The organism is Alcanivorax sp. IL3, assembly GCF_047495465.1.
Taxonomy (GTDB): Bacteria; Pseudomonadota; Gammaproteobacteria; order Pseudomonadales; family Alcanivoracaceae; genus Alcanivorax; species Alcanivorax jadensis.
Map to the genome: position 1 here is coordinate 1,587,926 of NZ_CP179931.1, position 16,116 is coordinate 1,604,041.

At 59.5% G+C, this 16,116-nt stretch carries 12 protein-coding genes; 9 read left to right on the top strand and 3 right to left on the bottom strand.

The window, feature by feature from the left end:
- Nucleotides 1-71 precede the first annotated feature (71 nt).
- From ACMG4M_RS07440 to ACMG4M_RS07465, 6 genes are all read left to right on the top strand, one after another.
- A complete protein-coding gene (locus ACMG4M_RS07440) occupies nucleotides 72-1,100 on the top strand; it encodes an NADP-dependent oxidoreductase (protein WP_414431051.1) in 1,029 nt (342 codons plus the stop codon).
- On the top strand, nucleotides 1,100-2,545 hold the full coding sequence (locus tag ACMG4M_RS07445) for a DHA2 family efflux MFS transporter permease subunit (protein ID WP_414431052.1): 1,446 nt from the start codon (nucleotides 1,100-1,102) through the stop codon (nucleotides 2,543-2,545). Before ACMG4M_RS07440 ends, ACMG4M_RS07445 begins: the two co-directional genes overlap by 1 nt.
- Entirely contained in the window at nucleotides 2,542-3,462 is a 921-nt protein-coding gene (locus ACMG4M_RS07450) for a ketopantoate reductase family protein (RefSeq protein WP_272962472.1), read from the top strand. The genes ACMG4M_RS07445 and ACMG4M_RS07450 overlap by 4 nt, the downstream gene beginning before the upstream one ends.
- A 311-nt stretch (nucleotides 3,463-3,773) precedes the next feature.
- Nucleotides 3,774-5,771, top strand: a complete 1,998-nt coding sequence (locus ACMG4M_RS07455; protein WP_414431053.1) for an Ig-like domain-containing protein — start codon at nucleotides 3,774-3,776, stop codon at nucleotides 5,769-5,771.
- Nucleotides 5,772-5,823: 52 nt separating this feature from the next.
- Nucleotides 5,824-7,128, top strand: a complete 1,305-nt coding sequence (locus ACMG4M_RS07460) for a hypothetical protein (RefSeq protein ID WP_414431054.1) — start codon at nucleotides 5,824-5,826, stop codon at nucleotides 7,126-7,128.
- 14 nt (nucleotides 7,129-7,142) lie between these two features.
- Nucleotides 7,143-7,997, top strand: a complete 855-nt coding sequence (locus tag ACMG4M_RS07465) for an OmpW/AlkL family protein (RefSeq protein ID WP_272962474.1) — start codon at nucleotides 7,143-7,145, stop codon at nucleotides 7,995-7,997.
- A gap of 154 nt (nucleotides 7,998-8,151) precedes the next feature.
- On the opposite strand, the gene ACMG4M_RS07470 is transcribed toward ACMG4M_RS07465, so the two are convergent.
- Nucleotides 8,152-9,120: an NAD(P)H-quinone oxidoreductase gene (locus tag ACMG4M_RS07470; RefSeq protein ID WP_273009044.1), complete on the bottom strand. Its 969-nt coding sequence runs from the start codon at nucleotides 9,118-9,120 to the stop codon at nucleotides 8,152-8,154.
- Nucleotides 9,121-9,292: 172 nt separating this feature from the next.
- On the opposite strand from ACMG4M_RS07470, the gene ACMG4M_RS07475 reads away from it, so the two are divergent.
- Complete coding sequence (locus ACMG4M_RS07475; RefSeq protein WP_414431055.1) at nucleotides 9,293-10,312, top strand: MBL fold metallo-hydrolase; 1,020 nt, start codon at nucleotides 9,293-9,295, stop codon at nucleotides 10,310-10,312.
- Between the two features lie 116 nt (nucleotides 10,313-10,428).
- Here ACMG4M_RS07475 and ACMG4M_RS07480 read toward each other — a convergent pair whose 3' ends face one another.
- Nucleotides 10,429-11,829, bottom strand: coding sequence for a hypothetical protein (locus ACMG4M_RS07480; RefSeq protein ID WP_414431056.1), 1,401 nt, complete (start codon nucleotides 11,827-11,829; stop codon nucleotides 10,429-10,431).
- A 246-nt stretch (nucleotides 11,830-12,075) separates the two neighbouring features.
- Complete coding sequence (locus tag ACMG4M_RS07485) at nucleotides 12,076-13,233, bottom strand: acyl-CoA dehydrogenase family protein (RefSeq protein WP_414431057.1); 1,158 nt, start codon at nucleotides 13,231-13,233, stop codon at nucleotides 12,076-12,078.
- Between the two features lie 323 nt (nucleotides 13,234-13,556).
- On the opposite strand from ACMG4M_RS07485, the gene ACMG4M_RS07490 reads away from it, so the two are divergent.
- Both ACMG4M_RS07490 and ACMG4M_RS07495 read left to right on the top strand, forming a co-directional pair.
- A complete protein-coding gene (locus tag ACMG4M_RS07490; protein ID WP_035250337.1) occupies nucleotides 13,557-14,759 on the top strand; it encodes a 3-oxoadipyl-CoA thiolase in 1,203 nt (400 codons plus the stop codon).
- A gap of 95 nt (nucleotides 14,760-14,854) precedes the next feature.
- Nucleotides 14,855-16,021: an acyl-CoA dehydrogenase gene (locus ACMG4M_RS07495; protein ID WP_035250339.1), complete on the top strand. Its 1,167-nt coding sequence runs from the start codon at nucleotides 14,855-14,857 to the stop codon at nucleotides 16,019-16,021.
- Nucleotides 16,022-16,116 lie beyond the last annotated feature (95 nt).

The window sequence follows — 16,116 nt, forward strand, 5'->3', positions numbered from 1 at the left end:
GGTTTGGCTTTTCGCAAGCATATTCGCGGCTCGAGCGCCGCTCCTACGGTGTCACTATTCGGGAGAGCACCATGACAATTAACCGCCAGATCATTCTGTCCGAGTACCCCAAGGGCATGCCGCAGGCTGAGCATCTGCCCATGTGTGAAGGGGAGATGCCGTCTCCGAAGGACGGACAAGTTCTGATCAAGACTATTTACCTGTCCCTGGACCCCTACATGCGTGGCCGCATGAGCCCGGCCAAGTCCTACGCCGCCAGTGTGGAGCTGGGTGATGTGATGCAGGGCGCTACCGTTGGCCAGGTGGTGGAATCACGCCTGGATGGCTATGAAGCCGGCGATTACGTGCTCGGCTTTGGTGGCTGGCAGGAATACTCGGTGCAGGGCAAGGAGATGCTGCGCAAGCTGGATCCGAAACAGGCGCCTATCAGCACCGCCGTGGGTGTGCTGGGCATGCCCGGTTTTACCGCCTATGCCGGGTTGCTGGAAATCGGCCAGCCGAAAGAAGGCGAGACGGTTGTCGTGTCTGCCGCCAGCGGCGCGGTCGGTCAGGTGGTCGGTCAGATCGCCAAGCTCAAGGGTTGCCGTGTGGTGGGCGTGGCCGGTGCGCCGGATAAATGCCAGCACGTGGTGGATGTCTATGGGTTTGATGCCTGTGTGAACTACAAGGACGACGACTTTGAAGCCCAGCTCAAGGCGGCGTGCCCGGACGGCATCGATATCTATTTCGAAAACGTGGGTGGCAAGGTGTTTGATGCGGTGATGAAACTGGTTAACGATTTCGCCCGCATTCCCCTGTGCGGTCGCATTGCCCATTACAACGACACCGAAGCGCCCCAGGGTCCGGATCAGTTGCCAGCGTTCCTGACCAAGTTGCTGGTCAAGCGGGTGCTGATCAAGGGTTTCATCCAGTTCGATTATGCTCACCTGATGAAGGACTTCGTTCGTGACATGAGCAGCTGGATGCAGGCTGGAAAAATCCAGTATCAGGAAGATATTGTCCAGGGTCTGGAAAACACCGTGGATGCCTTCCAGGGCCTGCTGGAAGGGCGTAACCGGGGTAAATTGCTGGTGCAGGTCAGCGAGGATGCTTCCCGGTAATGGCAGCAGTGGAAGCGCAGGTCCAAGCGCTTTTTGCGCTGCATGGCCCGCGCTATCGCTGGCTGGCCACGATAACAGTGATGCTCGGTACCATGTCTGTGGTGCTGGCATCTACGATTATCAATGTGGCTATCCCCACCATCATGGTGGAATTTCAGCTGGCCCAGGATCAGGTGCACTGGCTTGCCACCGGCTTTCTTGCTGCCATGACCGTGGGCATGCTGCTCAATGCCTGGTGTGCCCAGAGGTTCGGCGCCCGGGGTGCCTATCTGTTGGCCATGGGGCTGTTTATTGCCGTGTCCATCATCGGCGCGTTCAGTGAGCAGTTTCCTCTGCTGGTGGCTGCCCGTATCGGGCAGGGGCTGTTGGCCGGCCTGATACAACCGTTGGCCATGATTACCATCTTCCAGGTCTTCCCGCTTAACCGTCGTGGCCAGGCCATGGGTATCTATGGTCTGGGCGTGGTGCTGGGCCCGGCCATTGCTCCCGCCATTGGTGGGGTGCTGGTGGATACCCTGTCCTGGCGAGCGGTGTTCCTGGTGGTGTTGCCAGCCTGTGTGATTGGCATGGCCATGGCCTGGCGTTACCTGCCCGGCAAGGATCGTCAGTTGGCGGCGATTCGCCTCGACCGCGCCGGTGTCCTGTTATTGGCAATGGGTATCACGGCAGTATTATGGGGCCTGGCCAATGGTCACCGACGTGGCTGGGGTGACCCCTTGCTGCTGGTGACGTTACCGGGTGGCATTGTTTCGCTGGTGCTATTTGCCTTCTGGCAGCGGCGCAATCCGCAGCCTCTCATGGATCTGAGAGTGTTTCGTTACCCGGGCTTCACGGGCAGTTTTCTCATGTCCATGGTGATCGGTGCCGGGGTGTTCGCGTCCACCTATGTAACCCCGCTGTATTTCCAGCAGGTGCTTGGCGAGAGTGCTGCCAGCGCCGGTCTGATGCTGATGCCAGCGGGGTTGGCCATGGCCTTCACCTTTCCGGTTGCCGGGCATCTGACTGACCGTTTTTCCGAAACCCGCATCATGATGGCGGGCCTGGTGTTGTTTGTACTCAACATGGTGCTGATGGCCGGCGCCACCCTGACCACCTCTGCGGTGTGGCTGGTGTGGTGGACGCTGCTTGGCAGAGTGGGGCTGGGCCTGATGATGCCACCATCGTCCACCGGGGCATTGGGGTTGCTGCCACCGGCGCTGATTCCCCAGGGCTCGGGTATTTTCAATTTCGCCCGTCAGATCGGTGGTGCCCTGGGCGTCAACCTGTGCGCCCTTTGCATACAATTTTTCAGCGATCGCTACGGGCAGACTGATCCTGCTGCGTCCCTGGCGCAGGCTTTTGAATATGGTTTTGACCGGGCTTTCTGGTTGTTGTTGATCGTTTTCCTGCTGGCGCTTTGGCCTTTGCATGCCATGCGGCGGGGATTGATAAGGAAACTGTTATGACGGATAAACCCCGCATTCTGGTAGTCGGTGCTGGCGCCATCGGCAGCTTTTACGGTGCCATTCTCAAGCGCGCCGGCTGTGAGGTGGGCGTGGTGCTGCGCTCGGATTATGACGCAGTAAAGGAGGGCGGTTTTCGCTTTACCAGTCCTCTTGGGGAGCTGTCCTGGCAGCCGGATCGAGTGTATCGATCCGATGAAAAGCCGGACCGTTTTCCCGACTATGTGCTGCTGTGCGTGAAGGTATTGCCGGGCGTGGATCGCGCTGCCCTGGTACGACCTTGGATGGGAGAACACACCGGCCTGGTGCTGATCGAAAACGGGCTGGATATCGAGCGTGATTTGGCCGAGGCCTTCCCGGAACATCCCCTGGTAAGCTGCCTGGCATTTATCGCTGTCAGCCGCACCGGCCCCGGTGAGATCCATCATCAGGCCTATGGCCAACTGGTGATGGGTAATTTTCCCGCTGGCTTTGATGGCCACTGCCGCCGTTTGAGCAGCCTGTTCAGGGAAGGGGGCATTGACGTCAACGATAGCGAAGCGGTGGTGGGGGAGCGCTGGCGCAAGTGTGTCTGGAATGCACCGTTCAATCCTCTGAGCGTTCTGTGCAATGGCGCCGATACCCTGTCGATTCTCGATGCCCCCGGTGGTGAAGACCTGGTCCGCACCATGATGGAAGAGGTGATGGCGGTCGCCGCTGCGGATGGTTATCCGCTACCGGACGATCTGGTGGAAAAGAATCTGGTCGGTACCCGCAAGATGGGTGCCTACAAGAATTCCATGGCGCTGGATTACCTGAACGACCGGCCCATCGAACTGGATGCCATCCTGGGCAATGTGGTGGCAATTGCCCAACGCCTCGGCGTGCCTGTTCCGCACCTGACTACTGTGCTTACCGCACTGCGTATCCGTTATCAATGAGGCGTCATTCTGTCCGCAACATGATACAAAACGTCATGTTGCGGTTTTTCTTGTCAACGAAGGATTACGAACAAAGTTTTAGTGCAGAAATCCTGATGGAAAAGTTGATTTTCAAAAGCCATTGAATTGCTTGGTAATTTGCCGCGTGAAGTATACGTGAAGACAAAAACCGTATATTTATCAGGTAGATAAAACTCGATAATATGTGGATTTTTGCTTACAAACGATAACTTGTCCCTGTCCTCTCGCCGCTTAATCCTGTCCCCGCAAACAGAATAATCTGTCGCCAAAAACAAGAAACGGGTGAAAGGATGCGCACAACAATCATTCAGCGTCTGGCTGTCTTATCCCTGCTTTATCCCTTACTGAATGCCTGCGAAGACGACCCGGATTTGTTTATCCCACCGGAGCCCGGCGACGCACTGATCTATGCCTACCCCTCGGACGGTATGGTGGATCTGCCCCTGGGCAGCAAATTGCTGCTGACCTTTTCCAGTGATATCGACGAAGCAGCGGCCAAGGCAGAGTGCCAGCCTGACGGCGAGAACTTTGTGGGTACGCTGTGTCTTGCCGACAGCGATGGGAGTCTGGTGGATCTCAGCAGTGCTGAAGTCTCCAACCGGAAACGTACCCTGACGTTCTCCATGTCTGGTCTGCGTGCCGGTGAAGAATACCGACTGTGGGTGTCGCCGGAGATCGCTTCCGGGGTCGTCAACCTGGATGATCAGGACGGCCCGCTGATTACCTTCCGTACCCGTCAGTACAACCCGCTTCCTGACCAGGCGCCCCAGGTGCTGGCCATCAATCAGGAAATGCCCAGCGTTTACCTGCCCGAGCCTGTCGGTGAGGAACGCTTTCCGTTCATGGATTTCTCGCCAGTGCGGATCACCTTTACCGAGCCTCTGGTGGAAACCACCGTCCGCTACGGTGACAGCGTCAAACTGGAACATCAGGAATCCGGGGAACTGGTAGATGTCAGGATTCTCAATGAGCGTCACTACATCACACTGGACCCCAAGGAAGATCTGATCGGTGGCGACACCTACACACTGACTCTGCAAGGCCTGGAAGATTTTGATGAGGACGTGCTGGAGACGGTGACCTATGAGTTGACGCCCACGCTGTCCAAGGATGATGTGGTCGATCTCAACCCGCCGATCAAGCAACTGATGAAAGCCCAGCCTGTCCTGGGGGATCCTGGCTACCCGCAAACCTCTCGCCTGCACGGGTTGCCCCTTAACCAGTTCAACCTGGTTACCGAAGCACTGGGTGTGACCCAGGTGAATGCCATGCCGCTGGTACTGGAAGGCTGGATGGGTCGACCGGATGTGCATGTGGACGCTGTTCCAGTGGTGGCCCGTGCCGGCCAACAGCTGCGCATTACCGGTATCGATCCGATCAAGCTCGGTGGCGAGGTGCGCACGCCCATGTTCACCGGCGATATCATCGGTACCTTTGTGACCGACGTGACGGGCTACCTGGTGACTAACCCCTATCGGCCGAAGGGCTTTCAGCCCGATGACGATTATGCGCCGATGTTTGTTTACATGAATTTTGACCTTGCCATGCATGCGGAAGAACCACGCGGCAATGCCTCGGTAAACCAGAACCTGATGCATATCCAGGCGGTGGGTGTGGTGGATGTGAGGGATGGCGCGCTGACCTTCGAGGTGTTTCGAACCCTGGAACTGGACGTGCTTAGCGGTGCCGCCAAAGTCAGCGCGGACTTTGCACTGGGGGTGCGTGCGGATGTGGATTTCGAGTTCGAACAGCTCAATCGCGATCCACTACAGGCAACCGGGTCGTTTCCGGAACACAATCAGGCCCAGGTAGAACCGAGCAACAATATCGTCGTGGTATTCAACGAGCCGGTACACGACGAAGGAATGGAACAGGTGAAGTTGTTCCGCCAGGACAGCAACGAACCGGTGCCGGTGCAGGTGCGAAGCAGTGGTTCCAACCTGGTGATTACTCCGCTCAATGAACTGGCAGCGGGGCAGCGCTATTACCTGGATCTGGGCGATGGCCTGAAAGACCAGGATTTGTTCGATCCTTCGCACCTGCAGTTCGTGCCCGGGGATGCCACTGATGGCACTGGCCAGATTGTTTTCGATACCGCCAGTTATGCGGCCAACGATGATGCGCCGGTGCTGCCGCCGGTAGTACTGGGGGCCTACCCCGGTATCGGTTGTGCGTTGCAGGACCGCGGTGTCGAGCGCCAGGATGCAGACGGCAACACGGTGAAAATGGCTGGCCGGTGTGTGGGGGGGGCTGGCGTCGGATTCGCTCTTCTACCCTTTCTTCTATGACGTCAGTCGCCCCATCGAGATCAGTTTCAATATGCCCATGGAAATGGCCTCCATGACTTTCGGCACCATTGCCGCTGACGGTGAATCCTGCGAAGGCGGGGCCATGTGTCTGGGCGAACAGGCCAATGGACAGTGGCAGAATATTCCCATGTCGGCACGGCGCAACAGCCTGCGTCTGCGGGCACTGCCGGCACCGGACACCATTGTCCCGGGTAATGCCTACCGGCTGGTGATCAACGGTGGCGACAATGGGGAAGCGGTATTCCGCAGCCACGACCGCTTCGGCAACCTGGATATCAATACGGACCCGCTCAACGGCATGGGTACCTGCGGTCCTCTCTCTAACCAACCCTGTGAGGGTGGTCCGCCGATTCTGCTCGATTTCACCGCCACGCCGGATGAAGGCGCCGCCTATGCCACCGTGCTGACCCGGGAATACACCGACGTCAATGGCAATGGCAACTGGGATGATGATGAAGTGGAAGCGGTCAACAACCATGCCCGTGGCCATGTGAAAAGCACAGGAGGGCTGATTGGTGGCGCCAACCTGGATGACGGCGACCAGATCTTTACCCATGCGGCTCTGCCCATGGCGTTCCTGCCCAAGGAACCCCTGGACCTGAGTTATATCGGTCTGGTCGATGAAGGCAATGGCCGCTGGTGTGCCACCCAGGAAGATGCCGATGGCGATATCTTCTGTATCCAGACCGTGGGGGAGTCAGCGATCCCGGTGGAGATCAATGCCCAGCATGTGATGGGCACATCACTGACCGCCAACGCTACCCTGGCCATTCCGGTTCTGGGCGATCTGATTCCGTTACCGCTGGAAACCGGAGCACTGGTGCTGCGTTTTCGGCCCTATGACGACAAGCCCCCGCAGCCTTTGCGCGGGTTTGTGGTGAACCAGATTGACCCGGACACCGGTGAGGAAATCGACAATCCGATCTTCATCACCCGCCTGGATGCCTGGCTGGATGCACCGGACCTGCGGCTGCTCTCCGCTTTGATCCCCGGTGGGCAAGCTATCCCCAATGTGGCGGATGCCAACGTGAGAAGCCTGCCGGTCTCTGCCTACCTGACCGGGCCGGTGAAATTCCTGCGCAACGGGCAGATCACGCTGGAGTCGCGTAATGCGTCCGCCATTGCCGCAACGCTGAACCTGTCGGTGGATCTTGGCGCCCTGATTCCGGTGCTGGGCGATCTGCTTGATCTGATCATCGGCGGCATCGTCCCCGAAGAAGGTGTGGGCTCTCTGGAGCTGGGCATTGCCAAGGACGACTTCCGCATCCGTGTGGTCAACAACCCGACCCACGCACGCCTCACTACGGCTGGTCAGGAAAATGCGGGGGAGCTTTGATAATGAGAAGAATAATGGATCATAAAAAACGGTTTCTCCTGTTTGTCGTGCTGGGGCTCTTTTCTGCCAATGTTGCCAGTCAGGACAAATACGGCCCGGATTATCCCGGAGTGAAATTTACCCAGAAGATTTTTGGCGAGGACCGGCTGTATTTCCGCTTCGGCGCGATCCACATGTCCCCGGACATAAAAACCCGCTCGATCACTCTCAGTAATCTCTCTGAAATTGCTGAAGTGGCGGTGGAGCCTGGCGAGCAGGAAGGGGAGGCGTTCAGTGACCCGCTCACCATTCCGGCCGCCATCATCGGCTACAAGCTGCGCTGGGGGGATGGAGGCTGGTCCATTGAAACCATGGCGGCATTACCGCCCACGCTGGAGCTGAAGGCCAAGGGCAAGCTGGCGGATGAGCCCCTGGTCACCGAGGCCAACGGCATTCCCACCGGGGTGCCGGCACTGGGCGAAAAGGTGGGCGAAACCAAGGTGGCACCGCCCATGGTGACCCTGGTGAAGCGATTCCGCATGGATCACAACTTCCGGCCCTATGTGGGCCTGGGAGCCGTGTACCTGTTTACCTACGATAGCCACGTCACCAACCCGATTCTCACGGAAGTGGGAGAACCGGAGCTGGAGATTCAGGATAAATTCGGCTGGGTAGGACAGATCGGCGCGGATTGGCGGCTGAGCGATCACTGGTGGCTGGCGGCGGATGCCAAGTACATCAGCGTCAAGGAAGTGAAAGCCAAGGTGGATCGCACCTTCATCCGCGCCCCGGGCCTTCCCCAGTATCAGTTCGCGGAAGTGGGTGATGCAGAATTCGTGGCTGACATGAATGTGTATGCCTTCCACCTGGGGGTGGGGTTCACGTTCTGACTTGCCGGCGGTAATGCGCCGGTATCAGGGGAAAGCGCTTTCGTTGACCATCGACACAAACCGTAGTCAGGCCTGATGTTTTTGGTCATTGAGGCCTTGGCGGGAAACGTGAAATAGTATTTCAAATACTGTTTCCCGCTGGGCCTTGCTCATGTCAGTCGCCAACCACAATCACACGCTTGCCACTAAAGTCGTTACCGGCCATATGGTCGTGGGCGGCTTTGGCGTCGGTGAAGGGGAAGGTTTCCAGCGGCAGGGGCAGCAGGCGACCGCTGGCAAACAGGGGTGCAAGACGGTCATTGAAGACCTGCGCCATACGGATGCGGTTTTCCAGTGGCTGGCTGCGCATGGTCATGCTTTTCAGGGTCTGGCGTTTCATCAGCAGGGCGCCCAGATTCAGCTCCGTGGTCAGCCCGCCAAGAATGCCGATATTCACCAGGGTGCCCTCGGCGCGCAGGCCGCCGAGCAGGGCGTTCCAGTCCGGGCCGACCATATCCAGAATTACCGCCACACCCTGTCCGTCGGTGAGCGCATCAAGCTGGGCTTTCAAGGTACCGTCCTCGCACACCTGAGCCGCCAGGCCCATGTCGTTGGCGGTGTCCAGTTTACTCAGATCCCGGCTGCTGCCGATGGGGCGGGCGCCCAGCGCCGCGGCCAATTGGGTGGCGGCCAGGCCGACTCCGGCGGTGGCCGGGCGAATCAGGCACCACTGGCCGGGCTGCAAACCGCCTTCCAGAAACAACGCCCGGTAGGCGGTCAGAAACGCCTCGGGCAGGGTGGCGGCGCGGGCGAAGTCCATGCCCTCGGGAACGGTCAGCGCCTCCCGTTCGTGGGTGACGATCTGTTCGGCATAGGCACAACCGGGCACCAGGCCCATCACCGCATCGCCCACTTGCCGTTGCTGCACCCGCTCACCCACGGCGCTGACCACCCCGGCGTATTCCAGCCCGGGAATGCGGCTGTCGGTGCCCGGCGGTGCCGGGTAGCGGCCCAGTACCTGCAACAGATCCGCCCGGTTCACGCCGATGGCTTTCACCTGCACGCAAATTTCCCCCGGCCCCGGTTGCAGGTCCGGCAGGGTGTCCAGTTGCAGTTGCTGATCCTCAATACACCAGGCACGCATGGCTGTGCTCCTATCAATAATGGTTTACCACAGAGGGCACAGAGTGCACTGAGAAAACCCCTTGCCTGGAAGGCCTGTAAGCGGCTTTCAGAAACCAGCGGCGTTGCAAACAGCAGTTTGTTTTTCTCTGTGTACTCGGTGACCTCTGTGGTGAAAAAACAAAAGGTTGGTTATGTCACTACACTATCCGTTCACTGATCTGCCGCCGGCAGGCCAGCGTTTCAAGGTGGCCGACGGGGTTTACTGGCTGCGTTTCCCGCTGCCCTTTGCCCTCGACCATATCAATCTCTGGTTGCTGGAAGATAACCATGGCTGGGTAATCGTGGATACCGGCCTGGGAGTGCGCCGCAGCCGGGACATCTGGCAGCAGCTGTTGGCCGAACAACTGGACGGCAAGCCGGTGACCCGCATCATCGTCACCCATTACCACCCGGACCATCTCGGCATGGCCGGCTGGCTGCAGCAACACTGCCAGGCACCGGTGATCATGAGCCGCGGCGAGTGGCAACTGGCCAGCCATATCTGTGACGCCAGCGATGAACAGACCATCCAGCGCTTCAAGCATTTTCTCGGCAGCCATGGCCTGCAGGGCGACAACCTGGACAAGGTGGCCGGCAAGGGCAATGGCTTCCGCCGGGTGGTGATGCCCATGCCGACTGACCCGCAATTTGTCGGCGCCGGTGACAGCCTGACTATCAATGGTCAGCACTGGCAGATTCACATCGGTCGTGGCCATGCTCCCGAGCACCTGTGTCTGTACCGGAATGACGACCGCTTGCTGATCAGCGGCGACCAGGTGTTGCCCACCATTTCCAGCAATCTTATGGTGCGGCCCACGGAACCGGAGGCGAACCCGGTGGTAGCGTTTGTGGACAGCCTCAAGGCAATTCGCGATGCCCTGCCGCAGGACACCCTGGTGTTGCCGGCCCACGGCCTGCCGTTCCGGGGTCTGCATCACCGAATCAATGCGCTGGTCGCCCATCACGACCAGCAACTGGACCAGGTACAGGCCGCCTGCCGTCATCACCCCCACAACGCCCACGATATTCTGCCGGTGATGTTCAACCGGGAGCTGGATGTGCAGCAGCTCATGTTTGCCATGGGCGAAAGCATTGCGCATCTCAATTGTCTGGTGGAGCAGGGCCGCGTGCAGCGCGAAGATTGTGATGGAATCTGGCACTTCGCGGCCTGAAGGGCAAAGGCGAACGGCAGTTCACCACAGAGGGCACAGAGATCACAGAGTGAAACCCGTGCGTTGCATACGTTTGGTTTTTCTCAGTGGTCTCTGTGCCCTCTGTGGTAAAAAATTCATACCCCGATCCATTGATTCAAGACCACCAACCACAACGCCAGCATCGGCACCACCAGCACAAAGAACAACCCGTTCCAGCGCCAGGCAATCCGGTAGGGCGAGCGGCTGATCAATTGGCTGAGGACCAGCATGGACGCGGTGAAGGGTGAGGAGATCATCGACAGGCTCCAGGCGCACATCAGGCCCACGGCCAGCAGGCGGGGATCGGCGCCCACACCATCGCCCAGCAGCGATGCCAGTAGCGTTACCGACACAATCGGGTTGAGGCCGATCTGGGCCAGCGCCACTACCAGCAACATGGCGGCCACGGCCATGGCGGCGCCCTGAAGATGAGTGGCCAACAGCATCTCATGCAGCATCTGCGGGTCAATCAATGGCGTGATCAGCGCGCCCAGGCAGGCGGAGCCGCCCAGCACCGCAATTTCACCCCGGTTGGCGCCAAAGATCAGCCGGGAATGTCGCCCCAGTAATGTCAGTGCCCGAGGCAAGCCGGTGCCGCCACCCAGTCGCTGCCGTTGCAGGGCCATCCACAAAATAGCTGACAACGGACAGGCCACCAGCACCGCCACCGGTAGACGCAGCTCGGCTGCTATCGATACCGCAAAGACTCCCAAGGTGATCGCCAGCGCCAGCAGGGTGAATTGCCACAAGGGTGTCAGGGAGGGTGGCGCAGTGTGTGGAACGCGGCTGGCCAGATGACCGGGCCGCAGTTGCCAGTCCAACCACCAGCCCAGCAGGAAGAACAGGCCGGCGGTGGGCAGTGCCACCGGCGCCAGTGTGGCCCAGGTAAGGCTCGGCATATTGGCCAGGATCACCGCCATGGTGATGCCCAGTGGTGACACCAGCGGTGCCAGGGCAAAACCTCGCAGAATCGACAGCATCATGCGTCGCTCCCGCGCCGCCTGAATATCATCATGGCCACCGGCGGCTTTCAGGGTATTGCTGCGCAGTACCATGGCGCCGAACAGATTGAGCACGCCGATATTGATGATCACCCCGAACAGGGCGGTGCCCAGTGACAGGGTGGGATAACGCAGGGCCGGTTTCTGGCGGATCAGGGTAGTGCCGGCCTCGCGCACCAGCCGCGAGCGCATGGCGGAGACCCGCAGCAGACCCAGGGACGACACAAAGGTGGCAAAGAAACAGAGCCGGTCGAGAGCCTGAAGCAGAATGGGGATAGGGTGGGTTTCACGCCAGACAACCACGCCGGCCATGGCGATAACCACCAGCAGAATCCCCTTTGCCATCCGTGTCTGGCGCGGCCATTGCACCAGCAGATAAAGCAGCAGTGCGATCCGCGCCAGCCAGGCACCGGCTTGCAGATCGAGCACCAGAAACAGCAGGGTGCCCAGCATGCACAGGGGGAGGGTGTAATGGAGTGGGCTTGTCAGGAGCATGAGGAGTTGCAAGTTGAAAGTGTAAAGTTGAAAGGCGCGTTCAGGGTCAAAGCTAATTGATGAAATCAGTGCCCGCGATTAAATGCCGTATTCGCGATGCAAGCATCGCTTCCCACAGGGATCAAAATGGCAGCTGTTTTTGTGGGAAACTATGCTTGCATCGCGAATACGGCATGTCGGCGCGGTTCGGGCTTTGTTCAATTGGCAGAAACAGTGATTCGCGTTTCAACTTTCCACTTTGAACTTTCAACTATTCCCCGCCTGCCGTGCCAGTTCCCGGGCAATGACGATTTGCTGGATCTGGGTGGTGCCTTCGTAGATCCGGAACAGGCGCACGTCACGGTAGAAACGTTCCACTGCATAGTCCGCCATATAACCGGCACCGCCGTGAATCTGCACGGCGCGGTCGGCTACGCGGCCAACCATTTCGGAACAGAACAGCTTGCAGCAGGACGCATCCAGGCTGACTTTTTCACCCCGGTCCTTGCTGCGGGCCGCTTCCAGAACCATGGAGCGACCGGCGAACATTTCCGCGCGGGAATCCGCCAGCATGGCCTGGATCAGCTGGTGCTCGATGATGGGTTTACCGAACTGTTTGCGTTCGGCGGCAAAATTCACTGCGTCTTCGATCAGTCGTGTGGCCACGCCCACACAGATGGCAGAGATATGCAGACGGCCACGGTCCAGGACTTTCATGGCGGTCTTGAAACCCACGCCTTCCTTGCCGCCGATGATGTTCTCGGCGGGCACCCGGCAGTTATCGAAAATGATGTCGCAGGTGTGGGCGCCTTTCTGGCCCATCTTCACGTCGGCCTTGCCGCGGGAAATACCGGGGGTACCCCCTTCCACAATAAAGGCGGTGACGCCGCCGCCACCCTGGATTTCCGGGTTGGTGCGTGCCATTACCGTAAACAAGCCCGCACGGGGACCATTGGTGATGTAGCGCTTGGTGCCATTGAGAATGTAGTGGTCGCCGTCACGCTGGGCGCGGGTTTTCACTGAGCCGGAATCTGAGCCCACATCCGGCTCGGTGAGACAGAAGGCGCCGATCACCTCGCCGGTGGCCAGTGGAGGGACGTACTTCTGCTTCTGCTCTTCGGTACCATCAATGAGAATGCCCTGGGCACCGATGCCATTATTGGTGCCCATCAGGGAGCGGAACGCCGGGGAGGTACGGCCCAGCTCGAAGGCCACCAGCACTTCCTCCTCCATGGTCAGCCCCAGACCGCCATATTCTTCCGGGATCGACAGACCGAATAGCCCCATGGCCTTCATGTCGGCGACAATGTCCTCGGGAATGGTGTCCGTCTCGGCCACGTGCTGCTCGGCAGGCACCAGCCGTTCACGGACAAAGCGGGCAATGGTATCGGTCAACTGAGTGAGGGTTTCGGCATCACGGATCATGGTCGGGTCCGGCTGTAGCGTGGCTTCTTTTAGGGGTGTTATCGCAGGGCGAATCTCTTGCATCGCACTCTGTCACGGCCTATCCTGCTCGTCAAGTTATTCAAAATAACATTCCGCACAGCGGACAAGAGCAGTTGAAAGTGTAAAGTTCAAAGTTGAAACGCGACTGAGTCAGTCGCCACCCCTTGCACTCATTCCCTCGCAATGGCGGGCTTGAGAGCCAGCATTGGGGCGCGACGATATCGCTTATCGAATGGCAGATTCCCATCCCGCGTTTCAACGTTAAACTTTGAACGTTCAACTCTCTGAATGGGAGAGTGCAAATGCTGGATGCCTATATTTACGACGGCCTGCGAACCCCCTTTGGTCGCCATGGTGGCGCCCTGGCACCGGTGCGACCGGATGATCTGTTGGCCGGGGTGATCCGTGAGCTGGTGCAGCGCAACGGGTTCGAGCTGTCCCGCTATGAAGACGTGGTGATCGGTAATACCAATCAGGCCGGGGAGGATGCCCGCAATGTGGCGCGCCACGCCGGGTTGCTGGCGGGGCTGCCGGAATCCGTGGCCGGGATAACCGTTAACCGCCTGTGTGGCAGTGGCCTGGCGGCGACGCTGGATGCCGCGCGCATGGTGACGGTGGGCGAGGGCGAGCTGATCGTGTCTGGCGGTACCGAATCCATGAGCCGGGCGCCCTTTGTGATGGCCAAGGCGGAGAAAGCCTTTAGCCGCGACATGACCATTTTCGATAGCACCATCGGTGCCCGCTTTCCCAACCCGGCCATTCTCCGCCAGTTCGGTGCCGACACCATGCCGGAAACCGCCCAGAACGTGGCGGACGATCTGGGCATCAGCCGTGACGCATCGGATGCGTTTGCCGCCCGCTCGCAGCAGCGCTACCAGGCCGCCCGGGAGCGCGGTTTCTACCAGGCAGAAATCCTGCCGGTCACCGTTCCCCAGGGCCGCAAGAAAGATCCGCTGACTGTGGCAGAGGATGAGCATCCCCGTGCCGGCACCACTGCCGAAAAATTGGCAAAACTGCCTGCTATCGTTGAGGGTGGCACCATCACCGCAGGGAATGCATCGGGCGTGAATGACGGCGCGGCGGCACTGATTATCGGTTCTCGCGCTGCCGGTGATGCGGCGGGCATTGCGCCCCGCGCACGGATTCTCGCCGGTGCCGTGGCCGGTGTGGCGCCCCGTGTGATGGGGCTGGGACCGGTAGAGGCCTGCAACAAGGCACTGGCCCGGGCCGGGCTGACCCTGGACCAGATGGATGTGATCGAAATTAACGAGGCGTTCGCCACCCAGGTCTTAGGCTGTTGCAAGCAGCTGGGCCTGGCCGGCGATGATGAACGCCTGAACCCGAATGGTGGCGCCATTGCCGTGGGCCATCCACTGGGGGCGTCCGGCGCCCGCCTGGCCCTTACCGCCATGCGCCAGCTGGAAGCCAGCGGTGGCCGCTATGCACTGGTCAGCCTCTGTATTGGTGTGGGGCAGGGCGTGGCCATGGTGATTGAAAGGCAATGAATAATTAATAGTTAATAATTAATAACGAAACCCGCAGGGCGGAGATTTCCTGCCGGAAATGTCCGCCCTGCGGAATGAAACGAACAGGATTACTAATGCAGAGATTCGACTGGAAAGATCCGTTGTTGCTGGAAACCCAGCTCACCGAAGACGAGCGCATGATTCGTGATGCGGCCCATGATTACTGCCAGAGCAAACTGATGCCCCGAGTGCTGGAAGCCAACCGGCACGAGATTTTTCACCGGGAAATCATGACGGAAATGGGCGAGCTGGGTTTTCTCGGCCCCACCATTCCCGAGCAGTATGGCGGTGCCGGTGTGAACCATGTGAGCTACGGCCTGGTGGCCCGGGAAGTGGAACGGGTGGACTCCGGTTATCGCTCGGCCATGAGCGTACAGTCGTCACTGGTAATGTTCCCGATTCATGCCTTTGGCAGTGAAGCGGTGCGCCAGAAATACCTGCCGAAACTGGCCACCGGCGAGTGGGTCGGCTGCTTCGGTCTCACCGAGCCGGATCACGGTTCCGATCCGGGTTCCATGAGCACCCGCGCCAGGAAGGTGGACGGTGGCTACCTGCTCAACGGCGCCAAGACCTGGATTACCAATTCGCCCATTGCCGATGTGGCGGTGGTGTGGGCCAATCTGGACGGCAAGATCACCGGCTTTGTGGTGGAACGCAGCTTTGACGGTTTCACCACCCCGAAGATCGAAGGCAAGTTCTCCCTGCGCGCCTCCATCACCGGGCAGATCATGCTGGATGACTGCTTCGTACCGGACGAAAACCGCCTGGACGTAGAGGGGCTGAAAGGGCCGTTCAGCTGCCTTAACAAGGCCCGTTACGGGATCAGCTGGGGTGCCATGGGCGCGGCGGAATTCTGCTGGCAGGCAGCACGCCAGTACACCCTGGATCGCAAGCAGTTTGGCCGGCCACTGGCCGCTACCCAACTGATCCAGAAAAAGTTGGCGGACATGCAGACCGAAATTACCTTGGGCCTGCAGGGCGCGCTACAGCTGGGCCGACTGATGGATGCCGGCAACTGGGCGCCGGAAATGGTGTCGCTGATGAAACGCAACAACTGCGGCAAGGCCATCGATATCGCCCGCCAGGCCCGTGACATGCACGGTGGCAACGGTATCAGCGACGAGTACCATGTGATCCGCCATGTGATGAACCTGGAGGCGGTAAACACCTACGAGGGCACCCATGATGTTCACGCCCTGATTCTGGGCCGGTCCCAGACCGGGATTCCGGCTTTCGGTTGAGGCCGGTTGGCTATGAATGCTCTGAAGCCCCGGCAAGCCGGGGCTTTTTTGTGCCGGCTCGCCCTGGCTGGATCAGGAGCAAGCGCAGACCCTGG